The organism is Rhodococcus triatomae, assembly GCF_014217785.1.
Lineage (GTDB): Bacteria > Actinomycetota > Actinomycetes > Mycobacteriales > Mycobacteriaceae > Rhodococcus_F > Rhodococcus_F triatomae.
In genome coordinates this window covers 3865249-3888535 of sequence record NZ_CP048814.1, presented here as the reverse complement: position 1 = coordinate 3888535, position 23287 = coordinate 3865249, and the positions used below count along the sequence as shown (strand labels likewise).

Genomic DNA, 23287 nt, shown 5'->3' with positions numbered 1-23287 from the left:
TCGCTGCCCGGAGAGTCTTCCCCAACGCTCCGGGCCGTGCCGACGGCTCCTCAAGCAGCGTTTGCCGAGAGGGCCTTGATGCGGTCCGGACGGAAGCCGGACCAGTGATCGTCACCGGCCACCACGACGGGCGCCTGGAGGTACCCGAGGGCCATCACGTAGTCGCGCGCCTCGGGGTCCTGCGAGATGTCGATGATCGAATACTCGACCCCGGCCTTGTCGAGGGCCTTGTAGGTGGCATTGCACTGAACGCAAGCGGGCTTGGTGTACACGGTGATGCTCATGAAAGTCCCTCTTTCCCCTGCCACAGCAGCTGACGAATAGTGTGCTCAGCGCACCGAGTGACCGTGAAGTTCGAGCGTGATACCGATACCGGGGCCGCATGGACTCCGTAGTGGTCTCTCAGTGCTCAAGACACTACACCTAGTGGCCGACACTTTTGACCAACCCACGATGTTGTGAGTCACATCGATGAAATTCCGGCCGCGGGATCCTCCTGAGTCGCAAAAATCCCAGCGCCGACGCGTGTCGCGCGTCACATTTTCGGTGGACGCCTCGTACTCGTCGGCGTGTCGCGACATCGCCGCTCCGGGCCACACACGTGCCCCCTCCACAACGCCACAGCACCCTATCTACAACGCCCCAGCGCCCGTGCTTCTTCCCTCGTCGCCGCGACCCGACACAGCCCTCGGACGGCGCAGGAGGCGCACCCGCCAGGCCCCGCGATCCCCGTGCAGAGGGTGGTCGCCCGAGCCCGTCCGCGGCCGGCCCGTACGTCCCGTCATCGCCGTTAGCCGGTGCGTAGCTGCCACCGGCTCGCAGCCGCATAGGCCCTCGGCATCGGCGCGCCGAATAGGGCCCGATTTCCTGTGCGAATCCCGACACGCCTCGCGGTTGGGTGCAGCTGATCGACATCGCAAGCAGCGTCGTGAGGGGGCGGAATGGACGAGGTACATGTTCACCTCCGACGCCGCACTCGCTGCCGATCTCTGTGTGTCCTGGCTTCGCGATACTCCGGGGGTGGCGGGAATCTACGAGATCAGCTGTACGGCCGAGCACCCGGACGAGCTGCCCGGTTCGTCACCGTCGTCCGTGTCCTGACGCCGGCCAGGCCGAGAGGTCGACAGCCTGCAGCCTGTACTCTGACCCGCGCATTGCCGATACATCACGACTCGGGGGAACACTTGTCGCGTCACTCGTACCGGAAGCCGCTGATCGCCGCGACGATAGCGCTTGCCGCCACGCTCACCGCATGTGGAGAGCCGTCGACCGAGAACGGAGCCGGCGGCACCCTCACCACCCCGAACAAGAACGAGGGACTCTTCGACCCCTGCAGCATCCCCGACGACGCCCTCGCCGCCGCCGGCCTCGACCCGGCCACCGAAGACGCGGGATTCTTCGGGGTTCAGCGCACGGGGTGGGAAGTCTGCGGATGGACAGGCAGCTGGTTCTTCATCGATGTCCTCTCGACCAGCCACACGTTCGACGATGTGAAGAACAACCCCGCCAACACTGATCTGGCACCCGTCGACCTTCCAGGGCGGGAGGCGGTGTCGTTCCGTCACGTATCGGACGACGATGCAGAAGTATGCGATGTCGCCTTCCCCAGTTCCAGCGGGACCATCACCGTACGTTCATACAAGAAGGGCTCCGAAGCTGCGGAGGAATCGCTGTGTGAACTCGCGCTCGACTACGCGCACACCTTCGACGAGCACCTACCGCGCTGACAGCGCCACCGACTACACCACACCAGGGGGCGACGTGACCGATTCGACAAGCACTACCCAATTCCAGGCGATGGCCGCCGCAGCAGAGAGCGGAGAACTGCGGCTCAGTGGCGATGCCGCCGAGCGTTGTGCACGCGCGTGCCGCGACTACATCGACGGACTCGACCGGTTGCGGAGGGGAGCAGATCGCCTCGTCCGCCTCGAATCCTTCGGCGATCTCGAGTCGGCGCAGCAACTCGGCAAGAAGTTCTTCGACCTTGCGGTCGGTAGCGAGGGTTCCTTCGAGGACATCGTCCAGAAGCACATCGATACAGCGATGCAGATGGAGGACATGTTCATCAAGGCCGGCGCCGCATACCGCGCCACCGAGGAATCCAACACGCAGGGCCTCGGGGCCGCAGGAAGCGCACTGTGAGAGGCCCACGGTAATCTGACTGACGCATGTGATGAGGATCTGACCAGCAGGGGGGCTGTGCCATGGGGTTTCCGATACCCGGTGAAGTGATGAATCATCTCGGTGCAACGATCTCGGGGGCGACATCGGACTTCGTCAACTCGCTGTCCGGCAAGAATCAGGCCCTGCTCGGCGTGGCCGACTCGGTCCTGGGCACCGACGTGGGAGGCTGGGCGGCCTCGCGCTCCGCCCAGGAAGCCGGCAACGATCGCCGCTCCGAGTTGTACAGCGAGGCAAACGGCCTGGCCGGTCTCGGGCTCACTCCCCTGCCTCCGGGCGTGACCTCCATGGAGAGCTTCGAGTCGATGCCACACGCCGACATCAAGGCGAAGGTCGATTCGATGCGTCCGGGTGAGATCTACGAGAGTGCGCAGTCCTGGCGCGGCGCGCAGGACATGGTCACCGAACTCGTCGACACGTTCCGCAACGCGATCGGAACCGTCACCGAATCGGATTGGACCGGAACCGCGGCGCGCGCCGCGCACGGAGCGGTCACCGCGTACGCGGCAGATACCGAAAAGTTCAGCGGTGCCGTCACTCTCGTCGCGAACAAACTCGAAGAGGCGTACACCGGGTTCGAGCAGACCAAGCACCAGCTCCCCGAACCGGACGATCGGTCGTTCGGCGACTGGGCACGCGCCGGAGTCGGTCTCCTCGCCGGAAGCGGATTCGGTCTCACCCAACTGGTCGCCGGCGGCAGCGAGGCACACCAGCAGGCGATCCAGGTGATGCGCACGGTCTACACACCCGTCGTCGTGCAATCCGACATGGGCGTCCCCGCACTTCCGCCACCGGTCAACCCGATCAACGCCCCAGGACCCAATCCCCTGTTTCCTGGCACCGGTGGTGGCGGAGGGGTCGGCGGTGGGGGCGCCTCCGTGCTCCCCGGCATCGGAGGAGGAGACCCGTTCGCCTCTCCCCCAATCGATCCGGCCTCGACCTCGGCGGCCTCTGTCGGCGCCGGTCTCCCGAGCGGTCTCACCCCGCCGGGCGGGCATCCCGGCCTCGGCGGAGCGAACGAGGTGCCGCGCACCGCGGCGGCGTCGGCGAATCCCTTCGCGCCACCGCCAGGGTGGGGCGGTAGCGGCGGCGCGGGTGGCGGCCTCGGCAGCGGCGGTGGTATCGGGAGCGGCGGCGGAGCCGGACTGATGGGTCCGGCAGCACCTCCCGCTGGCGGTCAGTCGCAACAGGCAGGCGGAGCAGCACGCGGCAACGCAGCGGCCGGCGCCGGACGCGGCGGCATGATGGGTGGCGGAATGATGGGTGGCGGCGGCGCACGCGGGCAAGGCGACCAGGACAAGGAACACAAGACCGCCGATTACCTGGTCACCGTGGAGAACGGCAACGAACTGATCGGCGACCTGCCTGCCGTCGCTCCCCCGGTGATCGGAGCCTGACGGTGTCGCCACGGACCCGCTGGCGGCTGTCTCCGCTCGAACTTCTCGTCGCCTACCAGCACATGGGCCGCGACCGACTCCCCTTCCCGCTGTCCTTTCGTGGCGACGCGCAGACCATGCAGGAATTCGCCGAGATGCGCCGCACCGCAGCACAATCAGTTCTCGCGCAGTTCGACGACAACCTGCACCGCGTGCTCGCCGTCCTGGCCGAACCCGTCGCCCAGGTCATCGCCTGCGGACTCGACGACGGGCAGCAGTTGATCCGGGTCCGAGGCGGAGTCGACCGCACCATCGGCACGGTCGCCGAACAGTTCCCCGGCCCCGACCGCGAGGCAGGCGGCGACGTTCTGCTGTCGTTGTGTCGCCGGGAACACCTCGGAAGCCGCATCGCGGACGCTCTCCCCACGGCACCACCGGGTGCGAAACGCCCACCGCCCGTGCACCGGTCGGATCTCGCCGAAGACGGAGGGGCGGTCCTGCGTTCGGCCGGGTACGTCAGTCCCCGCTCGGAGGCGCTGCGCTTCTACCGTCGCCCCCACACCGGGACCGGGGAGGTGACCGTGGCCGACGGAACGTGGATCGACGGGCGCGTCGCCGGAAAGGGCGAGATGTTCCGCTGGATCGACTTCGTGGACGACGGCCGTTACCTCGTGCGCGGGGAGGATCCGATCACGGCCGTCCCCGGATCCCCCGAGGCGCTCGCACAGCAGATCGCGACCATGGTCGACGCGGCGGAAAGATCCCTCACGCTCGGCTGAACGGCACCGATCAGCCGTCGAAGCTCGCGAACCGCACCGTCAGCATCTCGACCACGGCCTCGGCATCTGCGTCGCCTCGGTTCACCACCGCAGCCACCGCCGCGGAGTCCTCGGGCTCGACCGGCTCGAAGCCCCCGAGTAGAACGTGCTCGTCCCCCACGACCAGTGGGCGCGCTGCCACGACGGTTCCGGCCGCGCCGCCGATCCGCTCCCGTGGGTCCCGGACCTCGACCCGTTCGTCGGTGCGGATCTCGCGGAGCACGGCGCGCGCGCCGTCCCCGGATTCCACCTCGAACAGCGACCGCCGCGCACCGGACCATCCCGCGGCGAGCTGCGCCTCTTCCTCGGGGAGCAGATGTCCTCGGTGCTCGACGAACTCGTCGAACACACCGTCTTCCGCCATCATCACGTCGAGCACCGTCGCGTCCGCCATCGCGGAGAGTACGGAGGTGTACCCCGGTTCCCAGTGCGCAGCACGGATCTCCGCAAGATCGAGCAACCGATCCACTCGCCACCCCCTGCGTGTCTGTCCGATCGCCTTCTCGTACAACCACTCCGCACGCTCGGCGAGCGAGTAGTCGCCCGAACGCAGGTGGCACACCTTGTACTTTCGGCCGGACCCACACCAGCACGGCTGGTTCCGGCCCAGGTCCGTGCGCTCCGCAGGCTGGAACCGGACGAGCAGGTCGTAGAGATCGGTGTCGATGCCACCGCCCTCGGTCCGGGCGAGCAGGGAGAGACCGCGCACGGCTTCACCACGATCGGAGACGATCCCCGCCAGAGCGATGAGCGCCGGGCCGAACGACCCGTCACTCGAAATCGCCTTCTCGTAGCGCTGTTCCGCGTCGTCGACCCGCCCCGCCGTCTCGAGTGCGAAGCCCGCGAACCAATGGGCGAAGGCCGTCACCCTGCGCGAGCCGTTCCGGAGGAGGAGGTCGGCGGCCGCCACGGCGGCCTCGGGACGGAATCCCTGATGGTCCAGCACCTCCCGAGCCACCCGATGCGCCAGTTCCTGGTCGGCGAGCACGTCGAAGTGCTCGGGAACCGCGAAGATGTGCCCTTCGGCCTCGGGATCATCACGTTCGAGCGCATCCACCAGCGCCACGAGAAGGGCGGCCGCAGCGGCCGCCTCGACGCTGATTCCGAGCTGGTCGGCATAGAGCTGCAGAGACGACTCGCGCGCGAACCCGTCGAAGTCGAACCCGGCCTCCGCAACGAGATTGCCCGATCGGTCCAGACCGCTCACGTCGACGAGTTCGGTGATCGGAAGCGAAGCCTGGGCGAAGGCCGCCGGATCGTCGGCCATCAACTGCCAGACGACGTCCTCGAGAGCCACCACGGCCTCGTCCTCGAGCACCTCGGTGACGGCCGCCCGCAGCGCCGGCAGCTCGGCCGTCACCTCCACCTCGGGCAGGAAGGTCAACCGTCCCCCGGACACCGTCACGCCCACCAGATCGCCGGGGTCGCGCCCGGTCAACGCTCCCTCGGGAAGCATCAGTACCGCGTCGGACAGCCACTGCGCCGCGGCCGCGAGACGGGGATCGACGTCCCGCTCTTCGTCGGGAAACACCAGGGAGACAGCAGAATCAGGATCCGTCGGGACGACCAGGACGGCATCGAAATCGTCCCCGCTGACCAGATCGGAGGCGATCTCCGTGGCCGAGAGCCGATGGGTGAACACCCGGCCCTCGACCAGGGATGCGAGATCGACGAAGCGGCCGTCCCGCAGGGACGGAATGTCGGTGTCGTCGAGAAGATCGAGTTCGTCGACCAGGGAGTCCTCGCTTCCGTAGCCCTGCTCCGACAGGCGGTGCGCGAGCTCGTCGATGTCGAGTGGACCGTGCGTGCGCAGCAGGTCGAGTGCGGAGGTCGTCAGTTCGTCGGACACGGCCGTCAGCCTAGGCTCCTGCCCTCTATGGTGGAAACGTGTCCCGGTACACCGCCGAAGTGGCCCGCTCCCGGCGACTGACGACCAACCTGCAGCGAATCACCCTCACGGGCGGTTCGCTGGCGCATTTCGTCGGCAGCGGAATGCCCGACGAGCGAATCCTGCTGTCCCTTCCGGACGGAACGGAGCGCAGCTATACCGTCCGACGCCGGGACCCGGACAGTCACGCGATCACGCTGGATGTCGCGGCCTACATCGACGGACCGGCGTCGCGGTGGGCCCGCGAGGTCGCGCCGGGCGAGAAGACAGGCCTGTCCGCCGCGTCGGGCTGGTATGCGCCGCCACCGGACACGGACCGGATCGTCCTGCTCGCCGACATGAGTTCGCTGGCCGCAGTGGGCCGAATCCTCGAGGAGGCCGGGACGGGCATCCCGATCGACGTCGTCGCGGAGATCCTCGATCCGGACGACGCCGCTGTTCTCGCCCGCGACACCCCATCCGGCAGCCACGCACCATCCGGCGATCACCGGCACGACATCGCCTGGCGTGACACCGGGAACGGACGGACGCCGAGCACCCTGGACCGTGAGCTCTCGGCGCTCGATCTCGGGGACGACACCTACGTGTGGTGCGCCGGGGAAGCTCGGGTGGCAAGGCGCGTTCGGCACCATCTGCGACACGAGCTGGGGTGGACGTCGAACCGGTACCACGTCATGGGCTATTGGCGTGCCGACCGTGTCGATTGGGAGCGCCGCTACGACGCGGCCCGAGACCGCGTGGAGGCTGCCAGGGACCGTGCCCTGGCAGCCTCCACGGACTTCGAAGCGGTGCGCGACGCCGTCGATGCCGAGCTCGACCGCGCCGGCCTCTGAGACGCTCAGACCGAGGCGAGTTCCTTGGTGGCGTCGACGAGCGTGCGCACCACCTCGGCGACCTCGGACACGGTCTCCGCGTTCTCCCGCGGATGCTGGTCACCGAACTTGCCGATGGTGCCGCCGATGCTCAGCGTCACGTCCTCGAGGACACGACCACCGGCGATGCGGACCGCCTTGCGTGTGTCCTCGTGCGCCCAGACCGCGCCGTTCTGGCTCGGCGAAGCGCTGATGACCGCAACCGGCTTGTCCTTGACCGCACCGGCGCCGTAGGGGCGGGAGAGCCAGTCGATCGCGTTCTTGAGCACGGCCGGGATGGTGCCGTTGTATTCGGGCGTCAGCAGCAGGAGGGCGTCCGCCTCGGCTCCGGCGGCACGCAGCGCGCGCACGGCGGGGAGATCGGCACCCTCGACGTCGAGATCCTCGTTGTAGAACGGGAGGTCGGCCAGCCCTTCGTAGACGGTGACCTCGGCGCCCTCGGGAGCGGAGGCGGCGGCGAGCTCCGCGAGCTGCCGGTTGACGGAGGCGGCGCGCAGGCTGCCGACGAGGGCGAGAACGTTCGTGGACATGCTGTGAATCCTTCGGGTAGGGCGGCGGGGACTACGAGTTGTATGTATACACCCCAAACGGACCGCGGTCCACTTATGTTCCCGGGCCTGTACGATGACCGTGTGACCAGTGACCTTCTCCCCCAGATCGGCGCCGAGCAGCCGGAGCGCGGTGACGCCGCACGGAACCGGCGGCTCCTCCTGGACGCTGCCGCGCTCCTGGTCGCCGAACGGGGAGTCGACGCCGTCACGATGGATGCCGTGGCCTGTCGCGCCGGCGTCGGCAAGGGCACGGTGTTCCGCCGGTTCGGCAACCGCGCGGGCCTGATGCTCGCCCTGCTCGACCATTCCGAACGCGAACTCCAGCAGGCGTTCATGTTCGGGCCACCTCCGCTCGGTCCGGGCGCGGATCCCGTCGATCGCCTCACCGCATACGGACATGCACGCCTGGCGCTGGTGGAGGTCCAGGGCGACGTCATGCGCGCGGCGGAGAACACCCCGGAGTCGCGATTCTCGGCGCCCGCGAGGGCCGTGTCGCTCACCCATATCGCTCGTCTGCTGCACGAGGCCGGTGTCGACGGCGATCATCAGTTGCTCGCGATGTCCCTCACCGCCACTCTCGATGCGACGCTGGTACTCCACGAAACTCGTGATCTGGGCATCCCCGTCGCTCGGATCGAACAGGCCTGGACCGAACTGGTGCGTCTCATCACCCGGTGACCGCCGGCGCGGCTAGGGTGTGCGACATGCGCCGCATCGTTGCCGTCCTGGGCCTCACCTCGCTCTCGATCGCGACTCTCGCGGCGTGCTCGGACGACACCCAAGCGCAGACGTCCGACCCCTCCGGGAGAACCTTCGTCTCGACCGCGGTCGACGGCGACCGGATCCCCGGCGGCGGGCCACTCACCCTCGGGTTCCCCGAGCCCGGCCGGATCGTCGCCGACGCCGGGTGCAACCGCGCGAGCGGCACCGTGGACCTGTCCGACGGGACCCTGTCCACCGGACCGTTGGCTATGACGATGATGGCCTGCGTCGGCGAGGCCGAGACCGCCGACGCGTGGATGCAGGAACTACTCGAATCCGGGCCGCAGTGGACGCTCGACGGCGACACGTTCACCCTGAACGGCGACCGGAGCACGGTCACCCTCACCGACGAAAAGGTCGTCCGGCCCGATCGCCCGATCTCCGGCACGGAGTGGGCGGTGGCCAGCCTGGTCAGCGATCAGGCGATCACGACCTCGCGCGCTCTCGAGGAGTCCGCGCCGCACTTCACCATCGCCGAGGACGGTGCCCTCACCGGGTTCGCCGGATGCAACAGCATGACCGGATCCGCCATCGTCTCGGGCGAGACGGTGGTCTTCGAGCCGATCGCGACCACCCGGATGGCGTGCCCGCCGGACGTGATGGAGGTCGAGACCGCGGTGCTCGCGGCGCTCACCGGCGAGGCCACGGCCACGGTGGACGGCGACACGATGCGCCTGCGTCGTGCGGACGGTGTCGGGCTGGACGTGCGCGCCACCTCCTGAGCAGGGACAGCGTCAGAGCGTTCTGCGCAGCCAGTCGCCGAGTTCCCGGGCGCTGGCGTCGATCCTCGCCGGCCAGTCGAGCGCGGAGTCGTCCGCCTGATCGCTCACATGCTTGACCAGGCGGCACTCGGCTCCCATGTGTGCGCTCGCGTACGCCACGGCGTACCCCTCCATGTCGACGAGGTCGGCGCGCTGGGCGAGCAGGTCACGTACCGCGGCGTCCGAGATGAAGACGTCCCCGGTGGCGAGCACCGACCCGTCTCCGTCGGGGAGTTCGATGGCGTCGTCGACGTCGTGGCCCAGCGCGCGGATCGCGGCCGCGCTGAGATCGTGGTTGAGCACCCGGGACGGGGTGAACAAGCCGGTGTGGTGGGCGTGGAGCGCCCCGACGGTGCCGATGTCGACGACGAGGGGGAGCCGTCCGGAACCGTAGGTCGCCAGCGCACTCGCCACCGCCACGGCGGCGCTGACCTTGCCGATTCCCGTGACGAGCACCTCGAATTCGGGCGGCACGTGGGCCGCTTCCGCCTTCGTCGCGCTGACCACCAGCACATCCGCTCGCTTCATGGCCGACAGGCTACGCCTGCGCCCGGCCGGTCCACTCGCTAGAGTTCAGCCATGTCGAACTCCAGCCTCCGAGACCGGATCATCGAGGAACTCGGCGTCCGTCCCGACATCGACGCACCCGCCGAGATCCGGACCAGGGTGCAGTTCCTCAAGGACTATCTGCGGTCCACTCCGGGCCGCGGCTTCGTACTGGGTATCAGTGGTGGTCAGGACAGCACACTGACCGGACGTCTGGTGCAGCTCGCCGCCGAGGAACTGCGCGCAGAGGGTGAGGACGCCGAGTTCGTGGCGGTGCGCCTGCCGTACGGCGAGCAGGCCGACGAGTCGGACGCACAGGTCTCGTTGCGGTTCATCCAGCCGGACCGAGCGGTCGTCGTCAACGTCAAACCGGGCGCAGACGCCACCGCGGCCGAGTCGTCACAGGCATTGCGCGAGATCCTCGGCGACGGCGGCTCGCTGCGAGATTTCGTGCGCGGCAACATCAAAGCGCGGGAGCGAATGGTCATCCAGTACGCCGTCGCCGGCGAGCTCGGCTACCTGGTCGTCGGGACGGACCACGCCGCCGAGGCGGTCACCGGATTCTTCACCAAGTTCGGAGACGGCGGAGTCGACGTCACTCCACTCACCGGCCTCACCAAACGTCAAGGCGCCCAGCTCCTCAGGGAGCTCGGCGCTCCGGAAAGCACGTGGCGGAAGGTGCCCACCGCCGACCTCGAGGACGATCGCCCCGCGATTCCCGACGAGGAGGCCCTGGGCGTCACCTACGCCCAGATCGACGACTACCTCGAAGGGCGCGAGATCGACTCGTCCGCGGCGCAGCGGATCGAATCGCTGTACCTGGCCACGCGACACAAGCGGACCGTGCCGGTCACCCCCCTCGACACCTGGTGGAGGTGATCGGATGACGCGGGTCCTGGTCGCGGGCGGTACCGGCGTCGCGGGCCGTCAGGTCGTCGCGGAGTTGTTGCGCCGGGAGTATGAGGTTCGGGTACTGACCCGGCACGGCGGCGCGCCCTTCACCGAAATCGAGCACGCACTCGGCGATCTCGTCAGTGGCGAAGGACTGCCGGACGCGCTCGAGGGTGTCGACGTGGTGGTCGACACCACGGACGGCAAGACACGCAAGACCCGCGCCGTCCTGGGGGCCGGAGCCGAGAATCTCCTCGAAGCCGCTGCTGTACAAGGTGTCTCCCGAGCGATCCTGCTGTCGATCGTCAACGTCGACCGGGCGTCGTTCTCGTACTATCAGGCCAAGTACGCGCAGGAACAGATCTATGCGCGGTCGCCGCTGGACACCGTGGTGGTGCGTGCCACCCAGTTCCACGACTTCGTTCCGATGATCGTCGGGCCGAGCAGCCGTGTCGGAATCCTGCCCGCGTTCCGCGGAATCCGGTTCCAGACGATCGACACCCGGGACGTCGCACTCGCCCTGGCCGACGCGGTGAGCGACGACGAGGACGTTCCGGACGGCCCGGTGACGATCGGTGGACCGGAGATACGTACGGCCCGGAACCTGGTGGAGGCGTGGAAGCGCACCACCGGCTCGAGAGGTGTGGTGGTGCCCGCCCCGCTTCCCGGAACTCTGGGCCGCTTCTTTCGCGACGGACTCAATCTGGTTCCCGAAAACACCTACGGAACAATCACCTTCGAGGAATGGGCGCGGAGCGACCGCCGCTAGTTCACACCCGGGGCGGCCGGTGGCGACCGCACGATGCGCGCGAGCGCGGCACGATCACCACCGGCGGCGTGGATCAGGACAGGCCGCTGAGGGCGCCGAACAGCTCCAGCACTGCGGTCGCGATCTCGAGCAGATCCGTGATCGACGAGGACATGTTCTCTCCGTTCTCTCGGGAGCTTCCTCACTCGGAAGCGGCGGCCCGGTGCCGGGCCGCCACCACCGATGGTGTCAACCGAGGTGTTCACCTGTCTCCGGTTTGCCGGATCGCATCGAAATCGTCTGACCCGAACAACTTTCGAGTCAGAACCGGTAGGGTCTACCCTCCCGCGAACGGAGGCAGCACGTCGACCTGCCCGCCCGCGGGCCGCGAGCGGTCGCGGGTGAGTTCGGAGTCCACCAGAAACGCTGCCACCGACAGCACGCGCGCCATGGGCGCCCCGTGCCGCTGTTCGAGCGCCTCGGCGAGGACCGCGAGAGTGGCCCTGCCAGGCAGTTCCACCGATTCCTTCGAGCATCCGGCGGCCTCCGCCGCAGCGGCGAAGTAGCGCACCGACACGCTCGTGGACTCTCCGGTCACGCCGATCCCGTTCTCGTTCGACACTCGGTTCTCGTTCGACACGATCTCACCCACCGATTGCTCCCATACTGCGTTCCGGAGGCTCGAAGCCTTCTGCGCCGATACCGTGGCCCGCCCACTTGTTCCACATCGCCCCGCGCCACAGTCGGGCGAGTGCGGCGTCGTCCGCTCCCGAACGCAGGGGCCCGCGCAGGTCCACCTCGTGGTCGCTGAACAGGCACGATCGGACCGTTCCCTCGGCGGTGAGCCGGGTTCGGTCACAGTCGGCGCAGAACGAACGGGTGACCGACGCGATGATTCCGACCGTCTGGGGACCACCGTCGACGGACCACTCCTCGGCCGGTGCCGAAGGATCCTCACGCCCGATCTCCCGGAGCGAGAACCGCTCACCGAGGACGGCCAGCAGCCGCTCCGCGGACACCATGTGCTCCCGCGCCCAGTTGTGGTCGGCATCGAGCGGCATCTCCTCGATGAAGCGCAGCGCCACTCCCGCCTCGAGGCACCACTGCAGCAGGTCCGGCGCGCCGGGAAGCGTCTCCGGCATGAGGACGGCGTTGATCTTGAGCGGGGCGAGTCCGGCGTCGGCGGCCGCCCGGATACCCGCCAACACCGACGGGAGCCTGTCCCTGCGGGTGAGTTGCGCGAAATGCCGCCGGTCCACCGAGTCCAGCGAGACATTGACCCGGGTGAGGCCCGCCCGGGCCAATCGGCGCGCGCGATGCTCGAGTCCGATCGCGTTCGTGGTCATCGCCAGGGGAATCCCGGGAACTGCCGCGGCGCATCCGGCGATCAGTTCTTCGAGATCGGCGCGCATCAGGGGTTCGCCTCCGGTGAATCGCACCTCACGAACCCCGAGGTCGTGGACCGCGATCGTCACGAGCCGGACGATCTCGGCGGCCGTGAGGAGATTCTCGATCGGGATGGGCGGCAGACCCTCCTCCGGCATGCAGTACGTGCACCGGAGCGAACACTTCTCCGTGATCGACACGCGCAGATCACGTGCGACGCGCCCGAACCGATCGACGAGTTCGGGCGTGTCGGGACGCCCGTCGAGCGACACGCCTCGGCGGACCTGGGGAATCCCCATCGACACCGTGGTCACCGCGCGCTCCTCCGCATGTCCCCAGTATGCCGTGATCACCCGCCGCCCGTCTCGATGGTCCGCGCCGGGTCGGGCCGTCACGGCGAGCTCGCGGCCCTAGGATTGCCCTCATGGGTGTGCGATCTGTCGAGGAGTACACGGCGCACGTCGCCGAGTTGCTGAGCCCGCTGCTGTCGCCGCCACCGGTTCGGGTCGACCTCTCGGACGCCCTCGGCCGAGTTCTCGCCGAGGACGTGCACTCCCCCGTGGATCTGCCGCTGTTCCGCAATTCGCAGATGGACGGCTACGCCGTCGACGCTGCCTCGGTCGCGGCGGCACCCGTCACCCTGCCGGTGCTCGGTGTCCTCGCCGCCGGCCCCGCCGCACCGGCCCGGCACACGCCGGGTACCGCACTCCGGATCATGACCGGCGCCGCGCTTCCCGAGGGCGCGGACGCGATCGTGCCGGTCGAGGACACCGCGGGAGACCACAGGTCCGTGACCGTCCACCGGGCGAGGGAGGCCGGCGAGTTCGTTCGTGAGCGGGGCAGCGACGTCCGGGCGGGCATGCTGCTGCTGTCCTCCGGCAACCGCCTCGAACCCCGCCACCTCGCGGTCCTCGCGGCAGTCGGGCTGGGTGCCGTGGTGGTGCGTCGGCGGCCCCGAGTCGCGGTGATCACCACCGGAGCCGAGCTCGTCGATGCCGGGACCACTCCGAAGCCGGGACAGATCTTCGATTCCAACGGCCTCGCCCTCGCCTCCGGAGCCCGCGCCAACGGTGCCGACGTCGTGGTGGTGCAGCGCAGCAGCGACGACCCGGGAGTGTTCCGGGCCCTGCTCGCCCGGGCCGTGTCCGCTGCAGATCTGGTGCTCACGTCCGGCGGTGTGTCGATGGGCGATTTCGAGGTGGTCAAGGACGTTCTCGCGCCCCTCGGCGGACAGTTCGGGCACATTGCCATGCAACCCGGCGGCCCCCAGGGCGCCACCGTCGTCGACGGGGTGCCGGTACTGAGCTTTCCCGGCAATCCGGTGAGCACGCTCGTGTCCTTCGAGATGTTCGCCCGCCCCCACCTACGGGCGGCGGCGGGGCTCCCCGCCACCGAGCACTACACGCTGCCGCTCGCCGGCCCGCTGCGCTCCCCGCAGGGCAAGCGGCAGTTCCTGCGGGGCCGCGTCGCCGGTGACGCCGTCGAACTCGTGTCCGGGCCCGGCTCGCACCTCGTCGCCGCCATGGCGTGGGCGGACGTCCTCATCGACGTCCCCGCCGACGTCACCGCACTCGACACCGGAGAACTCGTGAAAGTGGTACCGCTGTGAGCGATCTGACGCACCTCGACGACGAAGGCCGTGCGCGCATGGTCGATGTGAGCGCCAAGGCGGACACGACGCGGATCGCGGTCGCCGCGGGCGAACTCGTCACCACTGCCGAGGTGATCTCCCTGGTCCGCGCGGACGACATGCCCAAGGCGGACGTCCTGGCCACCGCTCGTATCGCAGGAATCTCCGCGGCGAAGAAGACGTCGGAGCTCATTCCGCTGTGCCACCAGATCGCGTTGTCGTCCGTGCGGATCGAGTTCGGATTCACCGAGACGTCGGTGACCGTCGAGGCCAGGGTGAAGACGCGCGGCGCCACCGGGGTCGAGATGGAGGCGCTGACCGCCGTCGCGGTCGCGGGCCTGACGTTGCACGACATGGTCAAGGCCGTCGACCCCGAGGCCCGACTCGACGGCGTGCGCCTGATCAGCAAGGAGGGCGGCAAACGCGGTCACTGGACACGCGGAGGCGCGGAAGAACACACGCTCGCCCGCCCCGTCTCCGGCACCGCGACCGTCCTGGTCGCCTCCACCGGCGGCGCCCGCGGTACCCGGGAGGACACGACCGGTCCGACGATCGCGGCCTGGCTCACCGAACGCGGATTCACCGTCGGAGATCCCCTGGTCGTCGCCGACGCGGAGGTGGCGACCGGGCTCGCCGATGCCCTCGCCGCACGCCCTGCACTGATCGTCACCACCGGCGGGACCGGAGTGTCCCCGACGGACGCAACCCCCGAGGCCACCCGGGCGGTCCTCGACCGGGAACTCCCCGGAGTGGCCGACGCCATCCGGGCCCGCGGCGCCGAGGTGACCCCGCACGCATCACTCAGTCGCGGCCTGGCCGGTGTGTCCAACGGCACACTGGTGGTGAATCTGCCCGGATCACCCGGTGGCGTACGGGACGGCCTCGCCGTCCTCGAACCGATACTCGAACATCTGCTCGCACAGATCGCCGGTGGAGGACCACACGATGACTGACCTTCTCGCCCGGATCTCCGCGCAGCCGCTCGACCCGTCCGTCGTCGATGCCGCCGTCGCCGGGCCCGAACACGGCGCGGTCGTCGTGTTCACCGGAGTTGTGCGCAATCACGATGGCGGGCAGTCCGTTTCCGCCCTCGAGTACCAGGCGCACCCGGACGCCGAGCGGTTCCTCGCCGCCTGCTGCGACGAGGTGGCGTCCGCCACGGGCCTGCCGGTGGCGGCGATCCACCGGGTCGGCGACCTCCGCGTCGGCGACCTCGCACTCGTCGCCGCGGTGGCTGCTCCGCACCGGCGGGAAGCGTTCGCAGCCTGTGCCGAACTCGTCGAGCGGATCAAGCAGGAGGTACCGATCTGGAAACGCCAGCACTTCGCGGAAGGCACCTCGGAATGGGTCGGCCTCTAGCCCGCAATGTAGACTCGCTTCCATCGGGCTGCCGCCACGGCCGCCCAGCGTCGTAGATCGCGTCCAGTCCAGGCACCCAGACGGCTGCCGACTCCTGCCTTTCTCACGGCGATCCCGTATTGCCGTGACCAGAAAGGCTCACACGTGCCCGAAACGACCTTCTCCTCACTCGGCGTCCCGCGGTCCCTGGTGGAATCGCTCACCGCCCGCGGAATGACCGCGCCGTTCCCGATCCAGGCCGACACCCTGCCCGACACGCTCGCCGGACGCGACGTGCTCGGCCGCGGGAAGACCGGCAGTGGCAAGACCCTCGCCTTCTCCATCCCGATGGTGGCCCGCCTGGCCGGGTCCGGGACCCGGCGCCGTCCCAGCCGCCCCCGCGGCCTCGTGCTGGCCCCGACCCGCGAGCTCGCCACGCAGATCACGGCGACGCTCGAGCCGCTGGCTCAGGCCGAGAAGCTGACGGTGACAACGATCTTCGGCGGCGTGTCCCAGAACCGCCAGGTGTCGGCCCTGAAGTCTGGCGTCGACATCGTCGTCGCGTGCCCGGGACGGCTCGAAGACCTGATGCGCCAAGGGTTCGTGACCCTCGACGACGTGCAGGTCACCGTGCTCGACGAGGCCGATCACATGGCCGACCTCGGGTTCCTGCCCGGTGTCACCCGCATCCTCAACGCCACTCCCTCACGGGGACAACGGCTTCTGTTCTCCGCCACGCTGGACAACGGGGTCGACAAGCTGGTCAAGCGGTTCCTCACCGACCAGATCATGCATTCCGTGGACGAGGCGAACTCCCCTGTCGCCGCGATGACGCACCACGTGTTCGACGTCGACGGGGTCGAAACCAAGAAGGCACTGGTCGAGAAGCTCGCGTCCGGCACCGGACGACGAATCCTGTTCATGCGCACCAAGCACCAGGCCCGCAAGCTCGCCAAGCAGCTGACCGCTGCGGGAATCCCGTCGGTGGACCTGCACGGCAATCTGTCCCAGAACGCGCGCGACCGGAATCTGGCGGCCTTCTCCTCGGGCACTGCCCGTGTCCTCGTCGCGACCGATGTCGCCGCGCGCGGTGTCCACGTCGACGACGTGGAGCTGGTCGTGCACGTCGATCCGCCGGCCGAGCACAAGGCGTACCTGCACCGCTCGGGCCGCACTGCCCGCGCGGGCAGCGCCGGCGACGTCGTCACCGTGGTGCTGCCCGAACAGCGGCGCGACCTGTCCGTACTGATGCGCAAGGCCGCGATCAAGGTCACCCCGATTCCGAGCACCGCGAACTCCGCGCACGTCGCCGAGCTGGTCGGTGACATCGCCCCGCTCGTGACCCCCGCGCCGGTCGCCGAGGCGGCACCGGCCCGCGGTCGGCGTCCCGCCGGCACGGCCACCGGTCGGCGTGGTGGCGGCACGGCACGCGGTGGCCAATCCCGCGGCGGCCAGTCCCGCAGTGAGCAGGGCGGCGGCCGGGGCGGCCACAGCGGACGCGGCGGCGGTCAGTCGAGTGGCGGCAGCCGGACGCACAGTCAGGGCGCAGGAAACCGCCGGAATCGTTCGGGAGCACAGTCTTCCGGGCAGGGCACCCGCTCCGCGGGCAGCCGCCAGCGCTAGAACTTCTCGTGGTGCAGGGCGTCGGCCAACGGCCGGCGCCCGCGCCATCCGAACCGTTCCAGATCCGGAGTCTGCTGGAATCGGCTCACTCTGCCGACACACAGCCAGGCAACCGGCCGCACCGGCGACGGGATCTCGAGCAGCGCGGTGAGAACCGCTTCGTCGTAGAACGAGACCCATCCCACGCCGACGTCCTCGGCGACCGCCGCGAGCCACAGGTTCTCGATCGCCAGGGCGGCGGACAACAACCCGGTGTCCTCGACCGTGTGCCGACCGAGGATGTGGGTGCCGCCCCGAGCCGGGTCGTAGGTCACGACCACGCCGGTGCCGCTCTCCTCGATGCCCTCGATCTTGATGGGATCGAACGTCTCACGGCGGTCTGCCGGGAGCGATTCGGCGAACCTCGCGCGGGCTTCGGCCACGTGCGCGGCGAACGTGCCGAGCGTGTCCCGATCGCGGACGACGACGAAATCCCACGGCTGGGTGTTACCGACGCTGGGCGCCTGATGCGCTGCGGTGAGAATGCGCTCGAGCACCCTGTCCTCGACGAGTTCACCGGTGAATTCGGCACGCACGTCGCGGCGGCGACGGATCGCCTCGTACACACCCATCACCGGATCGGTGGTCTTCTCCGCATCACCCGTCGAGGGAGTCTGTCCGCTCACACCGCCACGGTATAGCGGTGCACGCCGAGCATGCTGTTGGGGTCGGCTGCGGCCTCGCCGTCCTCCGTGGCGACGCACCGCTCGAGCCCGGCGGCTACCGCCTCGCGGTCCACTCCGGCGCCGATCAGGACCAACTGGGTCCTGCGGGTCTCCCCGGGCTCCCAGCGGGAACCCGTGAACCGGATGTGCGGCCCGACGGCCTGCACCTCGAACTTGCGGGACTGCCCGGGCACGGCGAAGTGGACGAACCCCTTCACCCGGAACACACCCACCGGACGCTGCTCCAGAAAGGCGACGAGCTCACGGGGGTCGAGCGGCCGATCCGATTCGAATTCGATTGCCTCGTACTCGGAATGTAGATGCCGATGGCCGTGGCCCCGGTCGGCGCCGTGGTCGTGGTCGTCGCAGGGATCGGCGAGCAACTGATCCAGAGTCAGTTGCTCACCGGGAGCCGGTTCCGCCCGGCCCGGGTCGAACAGGAGTTCCGGGTCCACACGTCCGTGCGAGGTGGACACGATCGGGGCCCGATCGTTGAACTCGCGCAACAGGACTCGCACGTCTTCGCCGACCTGGTCGCCCACCTGGTCCACCTTGTTGAGGACCACCAGGTCCGCGAGACCGACGTGCTGGGCCAGCTCGGGGTGCCGGGTGAGGGTCTCACCGAACTGATCGGCGTCCACCACCGTCACGAGCCCGCCGAAGAACACCCGTGGGTTCTCGCTCCCCAGTACGAGGCGGATCATGTTGCGTGGTTCGGCCACTCCACTCGCCTCGACCACGATCACGTCGATCTCGGACGACGGGTGGGCGAGTCGATCCAGCATCTCGTCCATATCGCTGACGTCGACCGCACAGCACAGGCAGCCGTTGCTGAGCGACACCATCGAGTCGACCTGCCCGGCGACCAGCATCGAGTCGATGTTGATCGCCCCGAAATCGTTGACGATCACCCCCACCCGCACCCCGCGGTTGTTCCGGAGCAGGTGGTTGAGCAGAGTGGTCTTCCCCGACCCCAGGAATCCGGCTACCACGACGACGGGTATGCGTGTGCGGGCCACGGCGACCTCCTGTTCCCGGTGCTCGACCTGTAGAGGCGCCCATCGTAGTCCGTCTCCGCCGCAGTGCGTCTCCGCGCCCTCAGGCCCAGCGCGGCTCGTCCTTGCCCCACGGCCGCGCCGGGAAGGGATAGTCGTCGTACTCGGCGAGCGCGGGCCGTGCCGAGAGCACGTCGCCGTGGGTCACCGTCGTCGCCGGGCCCGGCACCCGGGCCGACGGAGGCGTCGACATCCGGCCGGGGGCTCCCAGCAGCCACCGCGCGGTGTGTTCGAGGACGACACCGACCGTGCACCCACGCCCGTCGACGACACGTCGGGACAGCGCGTCGATCACTGCCGCAGCGAGGAGGTACCCGCTGGCGTGGTCGAGGGCCTGGACCGGCAGCGCCCCCGGCCGATCGTCGTTGCCCTCGATCCGGGCGATTCCCGTCGCCGCCTGGACGAGGCTGTCGAAACCACGGCGGCGGCCCCAGGGGCCCGCCGGGTCCCAGGCGCTGACCCGTCCGTGGACGAGGCCGGGACGGTCGTCTGGCACGCCGAATCGGTCGAGAGCTCCCGGACGGTACCCGGTGAGAAGCACGTCCGCGTCCTCGAGAAGCGCGGCGAACTGCCGCCGACCTCCCCCGGACGCCAGGTCGATCAGCGTGCTGCGCTTGCCCTGCCCGGTGTCGCGGTGCTGCCACAGGACTTCCGCGAGATGCGGCGGGTCGACGCGGAGCACGTCGGCGCCGAGCAGCGCGAGCGAACGGCCGGCGACGGGACCGGCGAGGACGCGGGTCAGGTCGAGAACCTTCACCCCGCGCAGGGGCCGGGCCCGGTCCGTGAACGGTATCTCCGGCGCCCCACCGGCCGCGCCGTCTTCCGAGGTCACCAGTGGAGCCCGCTCCGGATGCTGCTCCTCCTGCCAAACCTGTTCGGTCCGCACCCGCACGGCGAGTGCTCCGACCTCGGCCGCGTCGTCCTCGAGCTGCGCTGCGCCACGCCGCGAGATGCGCTCGGCCAGCGCGTCTACCCCCGCGTCGGTGGGCAGGTCGAGAACGGCGAGCAGGCGATCACGGTGGTGCGGATAGTTGGCGTGGGTGCGTACCCAGCCGTCCGCCGCCGCGAAGAACCCGGACAGCGCGGAGAACCCGGCCACGGGCTCGCCGCCGACCCGCATCATCGCGTCGCCGGCGTACGACGCGGCGATTCGCTCGGGATCGAGATGCCAGGTGCGCGGTTCCAGCCCAACCGCCTCCAGGAGGCGATTCACCGACGCAGCGAACGCCGCAACGGCGCCGATCGCCAGGTCCGGCACCGGCAGGCCCGCACAGAGAAATCCGTCGTTCGGCCGACAGGAGATCGCGCCGGGGGCCGGGGCGACGAACGACCCGAACTCGTAATCCCGCAGCAGCTCGCCGCCACTCATGGAGTCGGCGGCCTCGAATGCGTCGATGTGGTCACCCTTCGAGGGTAATCCGCACGTCGCGCGGGCGCACGAAGTCCGAAATTCGCAGTGGAGAAGCGTCGACCCAAGTCAATGTATGTGCGGTCTTCAATCACAGTGCGACAATGTCTTTCGATTCGATCCTTCGATCACGAGGCATACTTCCGGCCGAGGACAACTCACTGCTAGTCTTCGCCGGGTTCGCGTGTCGCCACGATGGGTGGGGACGTACGCGAAGGGGGGCTCCGGGGCAACCGAACTCGGGCCGAAGTGCTGCGTTCTCGGACGCCGGACAGGGGACCATGATCACCACTCGCTCGACACGAACCGGCAACACGCTGCTCGACGGCCTGTTGCACCACGCACTGGAGACACCGGGGGCCGCAGTAGCGGTGGAAGGCGCGAGCGGTCGCACGGTGACCGCACGGGAAATGGTGCAGTCGGCCGTCGCAGCTGCCGGCCACCTCGGCGAATCAGGAGTACGGAACGGCGACTACGTCGTGATCACCGTCCCCACGGGAGTCAACTTTCTCGCCTACGCTTTCGGCGCGATGATCGCCGGTGCGGCGCCCGCTCTCCTCGACGCGCGCAGCGCACCCGGAGCGCTCGCCCAGTGCCTCGACGAGCTGGAAGCGCCGGCGTGGGTGATGCCGTCCGGCGCGGTCCCCCCGCCCTCCTTCGGCGGCGCAACCCTCCACCCCAGGGATCCGTGGAGTGCCGCGGATCCAGAGAGCGTCGACGACGACGCGTGTCCCGACGTCAGGGAATGGGACGTCCTCGATACCGTCTTGATGCTGTACACCAGTGGCACCACCGGGATCCCGAAGGGCGTGCCCTGGACCAGCCGGGAGCTCGCATCCCAGATCCGCGCGTACCGGGATCCCGACATCCGGACGGAGTTCTGCTTCTTCCCCCATCTCGCGATGGTGGCGGTCGCGATGGGTCGCACCGCGGTGCTGCCACAGCTCGACGACTACTCCCCCGCCGGCCTCGACATCGAGCAGACCAGAGCACAGATGGATCGACACGGATGCGACTACGTCTTCGCGTCGCCGCTCGTGTGGCACAGGTTGGCGAATCACCTCGATGCGGGCGCGGAGCCGCCGCCGGTGCGGCGGGCCGCGACGGCAGGCTCGGCAGTCGGCTCCCGAATGCTCGAGACGCTGCGCCGGGTGATGCCCGAGACCCGATTCCGCGTTCCCTACGCGAGCACCGAGGCGTTGATGCCGGTCACCTCGATCGACGCCGACGACTACGTGCACAGATCGAAACTCGGCACCTGGACCGGCCGTGGAGTTCCACTCGGCGCCGCCTCGGCGGAGACGGACGTCGCGATCATCGCGACGACGACCGGCGACGGCGACTCGTTCTCCGTCGCGACCGAACGGCTCGCCCCCGGTGTCGCCGGGGAGATCATCGTGTCCGGATCACGGGTGACCCGGACCTACTTCAAGCGACCGGAGGTCGAGAAGCACGCGAAGCTCCGCGACGCGCACACCGACCGGATCTGGCACCGCACTGCGGATATCGGCTATCTCGACGACTCCGGCGACCTCTGGTATCTGTGCCGGAAGAAGGACGTCGTCGAGACCCCGCACGGCACGCTGCATCCCGATGCGGTCGAGGAGATGTTCGATCTCGTGACCGGCGCGTCCCTGAGCGCGGTCGTCTACGAGAAGCAGACGGACACGCTCTATTACGTCCTCGGGACAACGCCGCACCCCACCGGCGTGATCGATACCGGTACCCTCGCCGTCTTGGCGGAGCGGATCGGCTTTCCCGCCCCGGTCGTCGTCACCCTCGACTCGCCGCTGCCGTCGGACCCACGGCACAACAGCAAGATCGATCGGGCACGAACGCTGGATCTGGCGCGCCTGCGACAGCCCTGAGCTGCGCGGGAAGACCGCCGGCGACCGCATTCGTGCACCCTGCTCAGCGGCGTGCACCCCCAGTGGTTGACCACTGGGGGAGCACGAAGCGCAGGGAGGTGCACGAATTTCCTGCGCGACGTATCCGGGGCTGGACGAAGTGGCGGGTGGCCGACCCGCGATCCGTCAGCGTGAGACGGCAGACCGTCCCGAGGTGGAGGCGATACCGAGCCAGGTGTGGCGGTTGCGCCACCAGCACCAGCCGACTTTCGGGGCGTTGCGGCGTTCGCGGCCGTCTCTGCCCGTACCGTTGCTGATCCACAGGGCCGGAGTTCGAGAGTCGTAGCTGCCGTTGGCCTTACGCAGCCGCGAGCCGATGGTCATGAAGCAGTGGTTGCGTTCGAGCACGTCCGGGTGCTGGAGAACCCAGTGGACTCCCTCGGTGAGCAGCAGGGGGCTTCGCCCTTCCTCCGTGATCGCCGACAGCGCCTCCTCGGGACTCCAGTTGGCCATCGCGTCGCCACGATCGAGCCCACCGACGAGGTACAGCGGAGCATCGGGAACGTCGCTCACGGTGGGAGCGAAGTGGTCGACGTCGGGCATGTCCTCGACCACGAAACCCGTCTTGTCCGCCCGGCAAAGCAGTGGCGTGAGGGCGGAGGCGGGTGCCAGTTCTCGATGGATCGCCAGCAGCGTGTCGCTGCGTTCGCTGCCCTCCTCCACAGCGAAGGCACGCAGCGTGTCTGCCGGCAGCCCCGCGAGTTCGTGTGCCCCGAGCTCGATCAGGCGTTCCGCCTGCGCCGCGAGCGGCGGCAGTGTGGACATCGCATCGGCGGAAAGGCTGTGGGACAAGACGTCTCCTGGGGTTCGTGGTCCGACGTGGCGAGGCCGCGGGTCGCACT

Annotated in this window: 25 protein-coding genes; 15 read left to right on the top strand and 10 right to left on the bottom strand. The window is 69.1% G+C overall.

Annotated features, from left to right (window positions below; genetic code table 11):
• Positions 1 to 50: 50 nt before the first annotated feature.
• Positions 51 to 284, bottom strand: a complete 234-nt coding sequence (locus G4H71_RS18530; RefSeq protein WP_072736408.1) for a redoxin NrdH — start codon at positions 282 to 284, stop codon at positions 51 to 53.
• A 670-nt stretch (positions 285 to 954) separates the two neighbouring features.
• Between G4H71_RS18530 and G4H71_RS18525 the strand changes: the two genes are divergently transcribed.
• The 5 genes from G4H71_RS18525 (at position 955) to G4H71_RS18505 (ending at position 4336) form a co-directional block, all read left to right on the top strand.
• Positions 955 to 1101: a hypothetical protein gene (locus tag G4H71_RS18525; protein ID WP_169847109.1), complete on the top strand. Its 147-nt coding sequence runs from the start codon at positions 955 to 957 to the stop codon at positions 1099 to 1101.
• An 83-nt stretch (positions 1102 to 1184) separates the two neighbouring features.
• A complete protein-coding gene (locus G4H71_RS18520; RefSeq protein WP_169847110.1) occupies positions 1185 to 1727 on the top strand; it encodes a DUF3558 domain-containing protein in 543 nt (180 codons plus the stop codon).
• 34 nt (positions 1728 to 1761) lie between these two features.
• Positions 1762 to 2142, top strand: coding sequence for a hypothetical protein (locus G4H71_RS18515; RefSeq protein WP_139183178.1), 381 nt, complete (start codon positions 1762 to 1764; stop codon positions 2140 to 2142).
• Between the two features lie 89 nt (positions 2143 to 2231).
• Complete coding sequence (locus G4H71_RS18510) at positions 2232 to 3578, top strand: WXG100 family type VII secretion target (RefSeq protein ID WP_072736410.1); 1347 nt, start codon at positions 2232 to 2234, stop codon at positions 3576 to 3578.
• A 2-nt stretch (positions 3579 to 3580) separates the two neighbouring features.
• Positions 3581 to 4336, top strand: coding sequence for an ESX secretion-associated protein EspG (locus G4H71_RS18505; RefSeq protein ID WP_072736411.1), 756 nt, complete (start codon positions 3581 to 3583; stop codon positions 4334 to 4336).
• Positions 4337 to 4346: 10 nt separating this feature from the next.
• Here the strand turns inward: G4H71_RS18505 and G4H71_RS18500 are convergent, their stop codons facing one another.
• Positions 4347 to 6224, bottom strand: a complete 1878-nt coding sequence (locus G4H71_RS18500; protein WP_072736412.1) for an SEC-C metal-binding domain-containing protein — start codon at positions 6222 to 6224, stop codon at positions 4347 to 4349.
• 38 nt (positions 6225 to 6262) lie between these two features.
• Here G4H71_RS18500 and G4H71_RS18495 point away from each other — a divergent pair, with 38 nt between their 5' ends.
• Entirely contained in the window at positions 6263 to 7096 is an 834-nt protein-coding gene (locus G4H71_RS18495) for a siderophore-interacting protein (RefSeq protein ID WP_072736413.1), read from the top strand.
• A gap of 5 nt (positions 7097 to 7101) precedes the next feature.
• Here G4H71_RS18495 and G4H71_RS18490 read toward each other — a convergent pair whose 3' ends face one another.
• On the bottom strand, positions 7102 to 7665 hold the full coding sequence (locus G4H71_RS18490; protein ID WP_072736414.1) for an NAD(P)H-dependent oxidoreductase: 564 nt from the start codon (positions 7663 to 7665) through the stop codon (positions 7102 to 7104).
• A 102-nt stretch (positions 7666 to 7767) separates the two neighbouring features.
• Between G4H71_RS18490 and G4H71_RS18485 the strand changes: the two genes are divergently transcribed.
• Together G4H71_RS18485 and G4H71_RS18480 are read left to right on the top strand one after the other, a co-directional pair.
• Complete coding sequence (locus tag G4H71_RS18485) at positions 7768 to 8364, top strand: TetR/AcrR family transcriptional regulator (RefSeq protein ID WP_072736652.1); 597 nt, start codon at positions 7768 to 7770, stop codon at positions 8362 to 8364.
• A 26-nt stretch (positions 8365 to 8390) separates the two neighbouring features.
• Entirely contained in the window at positions 8391 to 9170 is a 780-nt protein-coding gene (locus G4H71_RS18480) for an META domain-containing protein (protein WP_072736653.1), read from the top strand.
• Between the two features lie 12 nt (positions 9171 to 9182).
• Here G4H71_RS18480 and G4H71_RS18475 read toward each other — a convergent pair whose 3' ends face one another.
• Entirely contained in the window at positions 9183 to 9737 is a 555-nt protein-coding gene (locus tag G4H71_RS18475; protein ID WP_072736415.1) for a nucleosidase, read from the bottom strand.
• A 51-nt stretch (positions 9738 to 9788) separates the two neighbouring features.
• Between G4H71_RS18475 and nadE the strand changes: the two genes are divergently transcribed.
• Both nadE and G4H71_RS18465 read left to right on the top strand, forming a co-directional pair.
• A complete protein-coding gene (nadE, locus tag G4H71_RS18470) occupies positions 9789 to 10634 on the top strand; it encodes an NAD(+) synthase (protein WP_072736416.1) in 846 nt (281 codons plus the stop codon).
• A 4-nt stretch (positions 10635 to 10638) separates the two neighbouring features.
• The gene (locus G4H71_RS18465; RefSeq protein ID WP_072736417.1) at positions 10639 to 11415 is read left to right on the top strand and encodes an SDR family oxidoreductase; all 777 of its coding nucleotides are present in this window, start codon (positions 10639 to 10641) and stop codon (positions 11413 to 11415) included.
• A 316-nt stretch (positions 11416 to 11731) separates the two neighbouring features.
• On the opposite strand, the gene G4H71_RS18460 is transcribed toward G4H71_RS18465, so the two are convergent.
• Entirely contained in the window at positions 11732 to 11992 is a 261-nt protein-coding gene (locus G4H71_RS18460; RefSeq protein ID WP_072736654.1) for a MoaD/ThiS family protein, read from the bottom strand.
• Positions 11993 to 12038: 46 nt separating this feature from the next.
• Positions 12039 to 13094 carry a GTP 3',8-cyclase MoaA gene (gene moaA, locus G4H71_RS18455; RefSeq protein WP_072736655.1) on the bottom strand — a complete coding sequence of 352 codons (1056 nt, stop codon included), beginning with the start codon at positions 13092 to 13094 and terminating at the stop codon, positions 12039 to 12041.
• 110 nt (positions 13095 to 13204) lie between these two features.
• Here moaA and G4H71_RS18450 point away from each other — a divergent pair, with 110 nt between their 5' ends.
• The 4 genes from G4H71_RS18450 to G4H71_RS18435 all read left to right on the top strand — a co-directional run bounded on the left by G4H71_RS18450 (position 13205) and on the right by G4H71_RS18435 (position 17371).
• Positions 13205 to 14389, top strand: a complete 1185-nt coding sequence (locus G4H71_RS18450; protein ID WP_072736418.1) for a molybdopterin molybdotransferase MoeA — start codon at positions 13205 to 13207, stop codon at positions 14387 to 14389.
• Positions 14386 to 15363 carry a bifunctional molybdenum cofactor biosynthesis protein MoaC/MoaB gene (moaCB, locus tag G4H71_RS18445; RefSeq protein ID WP_072736419.1) on the top strand — a complete coding sequence of 326 codons (978 nt, stop codon included), beginning with the start codon at positions 14386 to 14388 and terminating at the stop codon, positions 15361 to 15363. The genes G4H71_RS18450 and moaCB overlap by 4 nt, the downstream gene beginning before the upstream one ends.
• Positions 15356 to 15769: a molybdenum cofactor biosynthesis protein MoaE gene (locus G4H71_RS18440; RefSeq protein ID WP_072736420.1), complete on the top strand. Its 414-nt coding sequence runs from the start codon at positions 15356 to 15358 to the stop codon at positions 15767 to 15769. The genes moaCB and G4H71_RS18440 overlap by 8 nt, the downstream gene beginning before the upstream one ends.
• Positions 15770 to 15982: 213 nt before the next feature.
• On the top strand, positions 15983 to 17371 hold the full coding sequence (locus G4H71_RS18435; RefSeq protein WP_371842136.1) for a DEAD/DEAH box helicase: 1389 nt from the start codon (positions 15983 to 15985) through the stop codon (positions 17369 to 17371).
• On the opposite strand, the gene bluB is transcribed toward G4H71_RS18435, so the two are convergent.
• The 3 genes from bluB to G4H71_RS18420 form a co-directional block, all read right to left on the bottom strand.
• A complete protein-coding gene (gene bluB / locus G4H71_RS18430) occupies positions 17368 to 17982 on the bottom strand; it encodes a 5,6-dimethylbenzimidazole synthase (RefSeq protein ID WP_072736656.1) in 615 nt (204 codons plus the stop codon). The two genes, G4H71_RS18435 and bluB, sit on opposite strands and share 4 nt — an antisense overlap.
• Positions 17983 to 18032: 50 nt before the next feature.
• Positions 18033 to 19094, bottom strand: a complete 1062-nt coding sequence (locus G4H71_RS18425; protein ID WP_072736422.1) for a CobW family GTP-binding protein — start codon at positions 19092 to 19094, stop codon at positions 18033 to 18035.
• Positions 19095 to 19173: 79 nt separating this feature from the next.
• Entirely contained in the window at positions 19174 to 20499 is a 1326-nt protein-coding gene (locus G4H71_RS18420; protein WP_083342924.1) for a CoA transferase, read from the bottom strand.
• A gap of 320 nt (positions 20500 to 20819) precedes the next feature.
• Between G4H71_RS18420 and G4H71_RS18415 the strand changes: the two genes are divergently transcribed.
• Positions 20820 to 22406 carry an AMP-binding protein gene (locus G4H71_RS18415; protein ID WP_169847111.1) on the top strand — a complete coding sequence of 529 codons (1587 nt, stop codon included), beginning with the start codon at positions 20820 to 20822 and terminating at the stop codon, positions 22404 to 22406.
• A gap of 165 nt (positions 22407 to 22571) precedes the next feature.
• Here the strand turns inward: G4H71_RS18415 and G4H71_RS18410 are convergent, their stop codons facing one another.
• A complete protein-coding gene (locus G4H71_RS18410) occupies positions 22572 to 23237 on the bottom strand; it encodes a DUF5701 family protein (RefSeq protein WP_307718295.1) in 666 nt (221 codons plus the stop codon).
• Positions 23238 to 23287: the final 50 nt, after the last annotated feature.

Coding starts and splice junctions, on each gene's coding strand:
- G4H71_RS18475 (WP_072736415.1), bottom strand. CDS start 9,737: ATGAAGCGAGCGGATGTGCTGGTGGTCAGCGCGACGAAGGCGGAAGCG.
- G4H71_RS18435 (WP_371842136.1), top strand. CDS start 15,983: ATGACCGCGCCGTTCCCGATCCAGGCCGACACCCTGCCCGACACGCTC.
- G4H71_RS18440 (WP_072736420.1), top strand. CDS start 15,356: ATGACTGACCTTCTCGCCCGGATCTCCGCGCAGCCGCTCGACCCGTCC.
- nadE (WP_072736416.1), top strand. CDS start 9,789: ATGTCGAACTCCAGCCTCCGAGACCGGATCATCGAGGAACTCGGCGTC.
- G4H71_RS18530 (WP_072736408.1), bottom strand. CDS start 284: ATGAGCATCACCGTGTACACCAAGCCCGCTTGCGTTCAGTGCAATGCC.
- G4H71_RS18490 (WP_072736414.1), bottom strand. CDS start 7,665: ATGTCCACGAACGTTCTCGCCCTCGTCGGCAGCCTGCGCGCCGCCTCC.
- G4H71_RS18480 (WP_072736653.1), top strand. CDS start 8,391: ATGCGCCGCATCGTTGCCGTCCTGGGCCTCACCTCGCTCTCGATCGCG.
- G4H71_RS18450 (WP_072736418.1), top strand. CDS start 13,205: ATGGGTGTGCGATCTGTCGAGGAGTACACGGCGCACGTCGCCGAGTTG.
- G4H71_RS18465 (WP_072736417.1), top strand. CDS start 10,639: ATGACGCGGGTCCTGGTCGCGGGCGGTACCGGCGTCGCGGGCCGTCAG.
- G4H71_RS18525 (WP_169847109.1), top strand. CDS start 955: ATGTTCACCTCCGACGCCGCACTCGCTGCCGATCTCTGTGTGTCCTGG.
- G4H71_RS18420 (WP_083342924.1), bottom strand. CDS start 20,499: ATGAGTGGCGGCGAGCTGCTGCGGGATTACGAGTTCGGGTCGTTCGTC.
- G4H71_RS18415 (WP_169847111.1), top strand. CDS start 20,820: ATGATCACCACTCGCTCGACACGAACCGGCAACACGCTGCTCGACGGC.
- G4H71_RS18510 (WP_072736410.1), top strand. CDS start 2,232: ATGAATCATCTCGGTGCAACGATCTCGGGGGCGACATCGGACTTCGTC.
- bluB (WP_072736656.1), bottom strand. CDS start 17,982: ATGGGTGTGTACGAGGCGATCCGTCGCCGCCGCGACGTGCGTGCCGAA.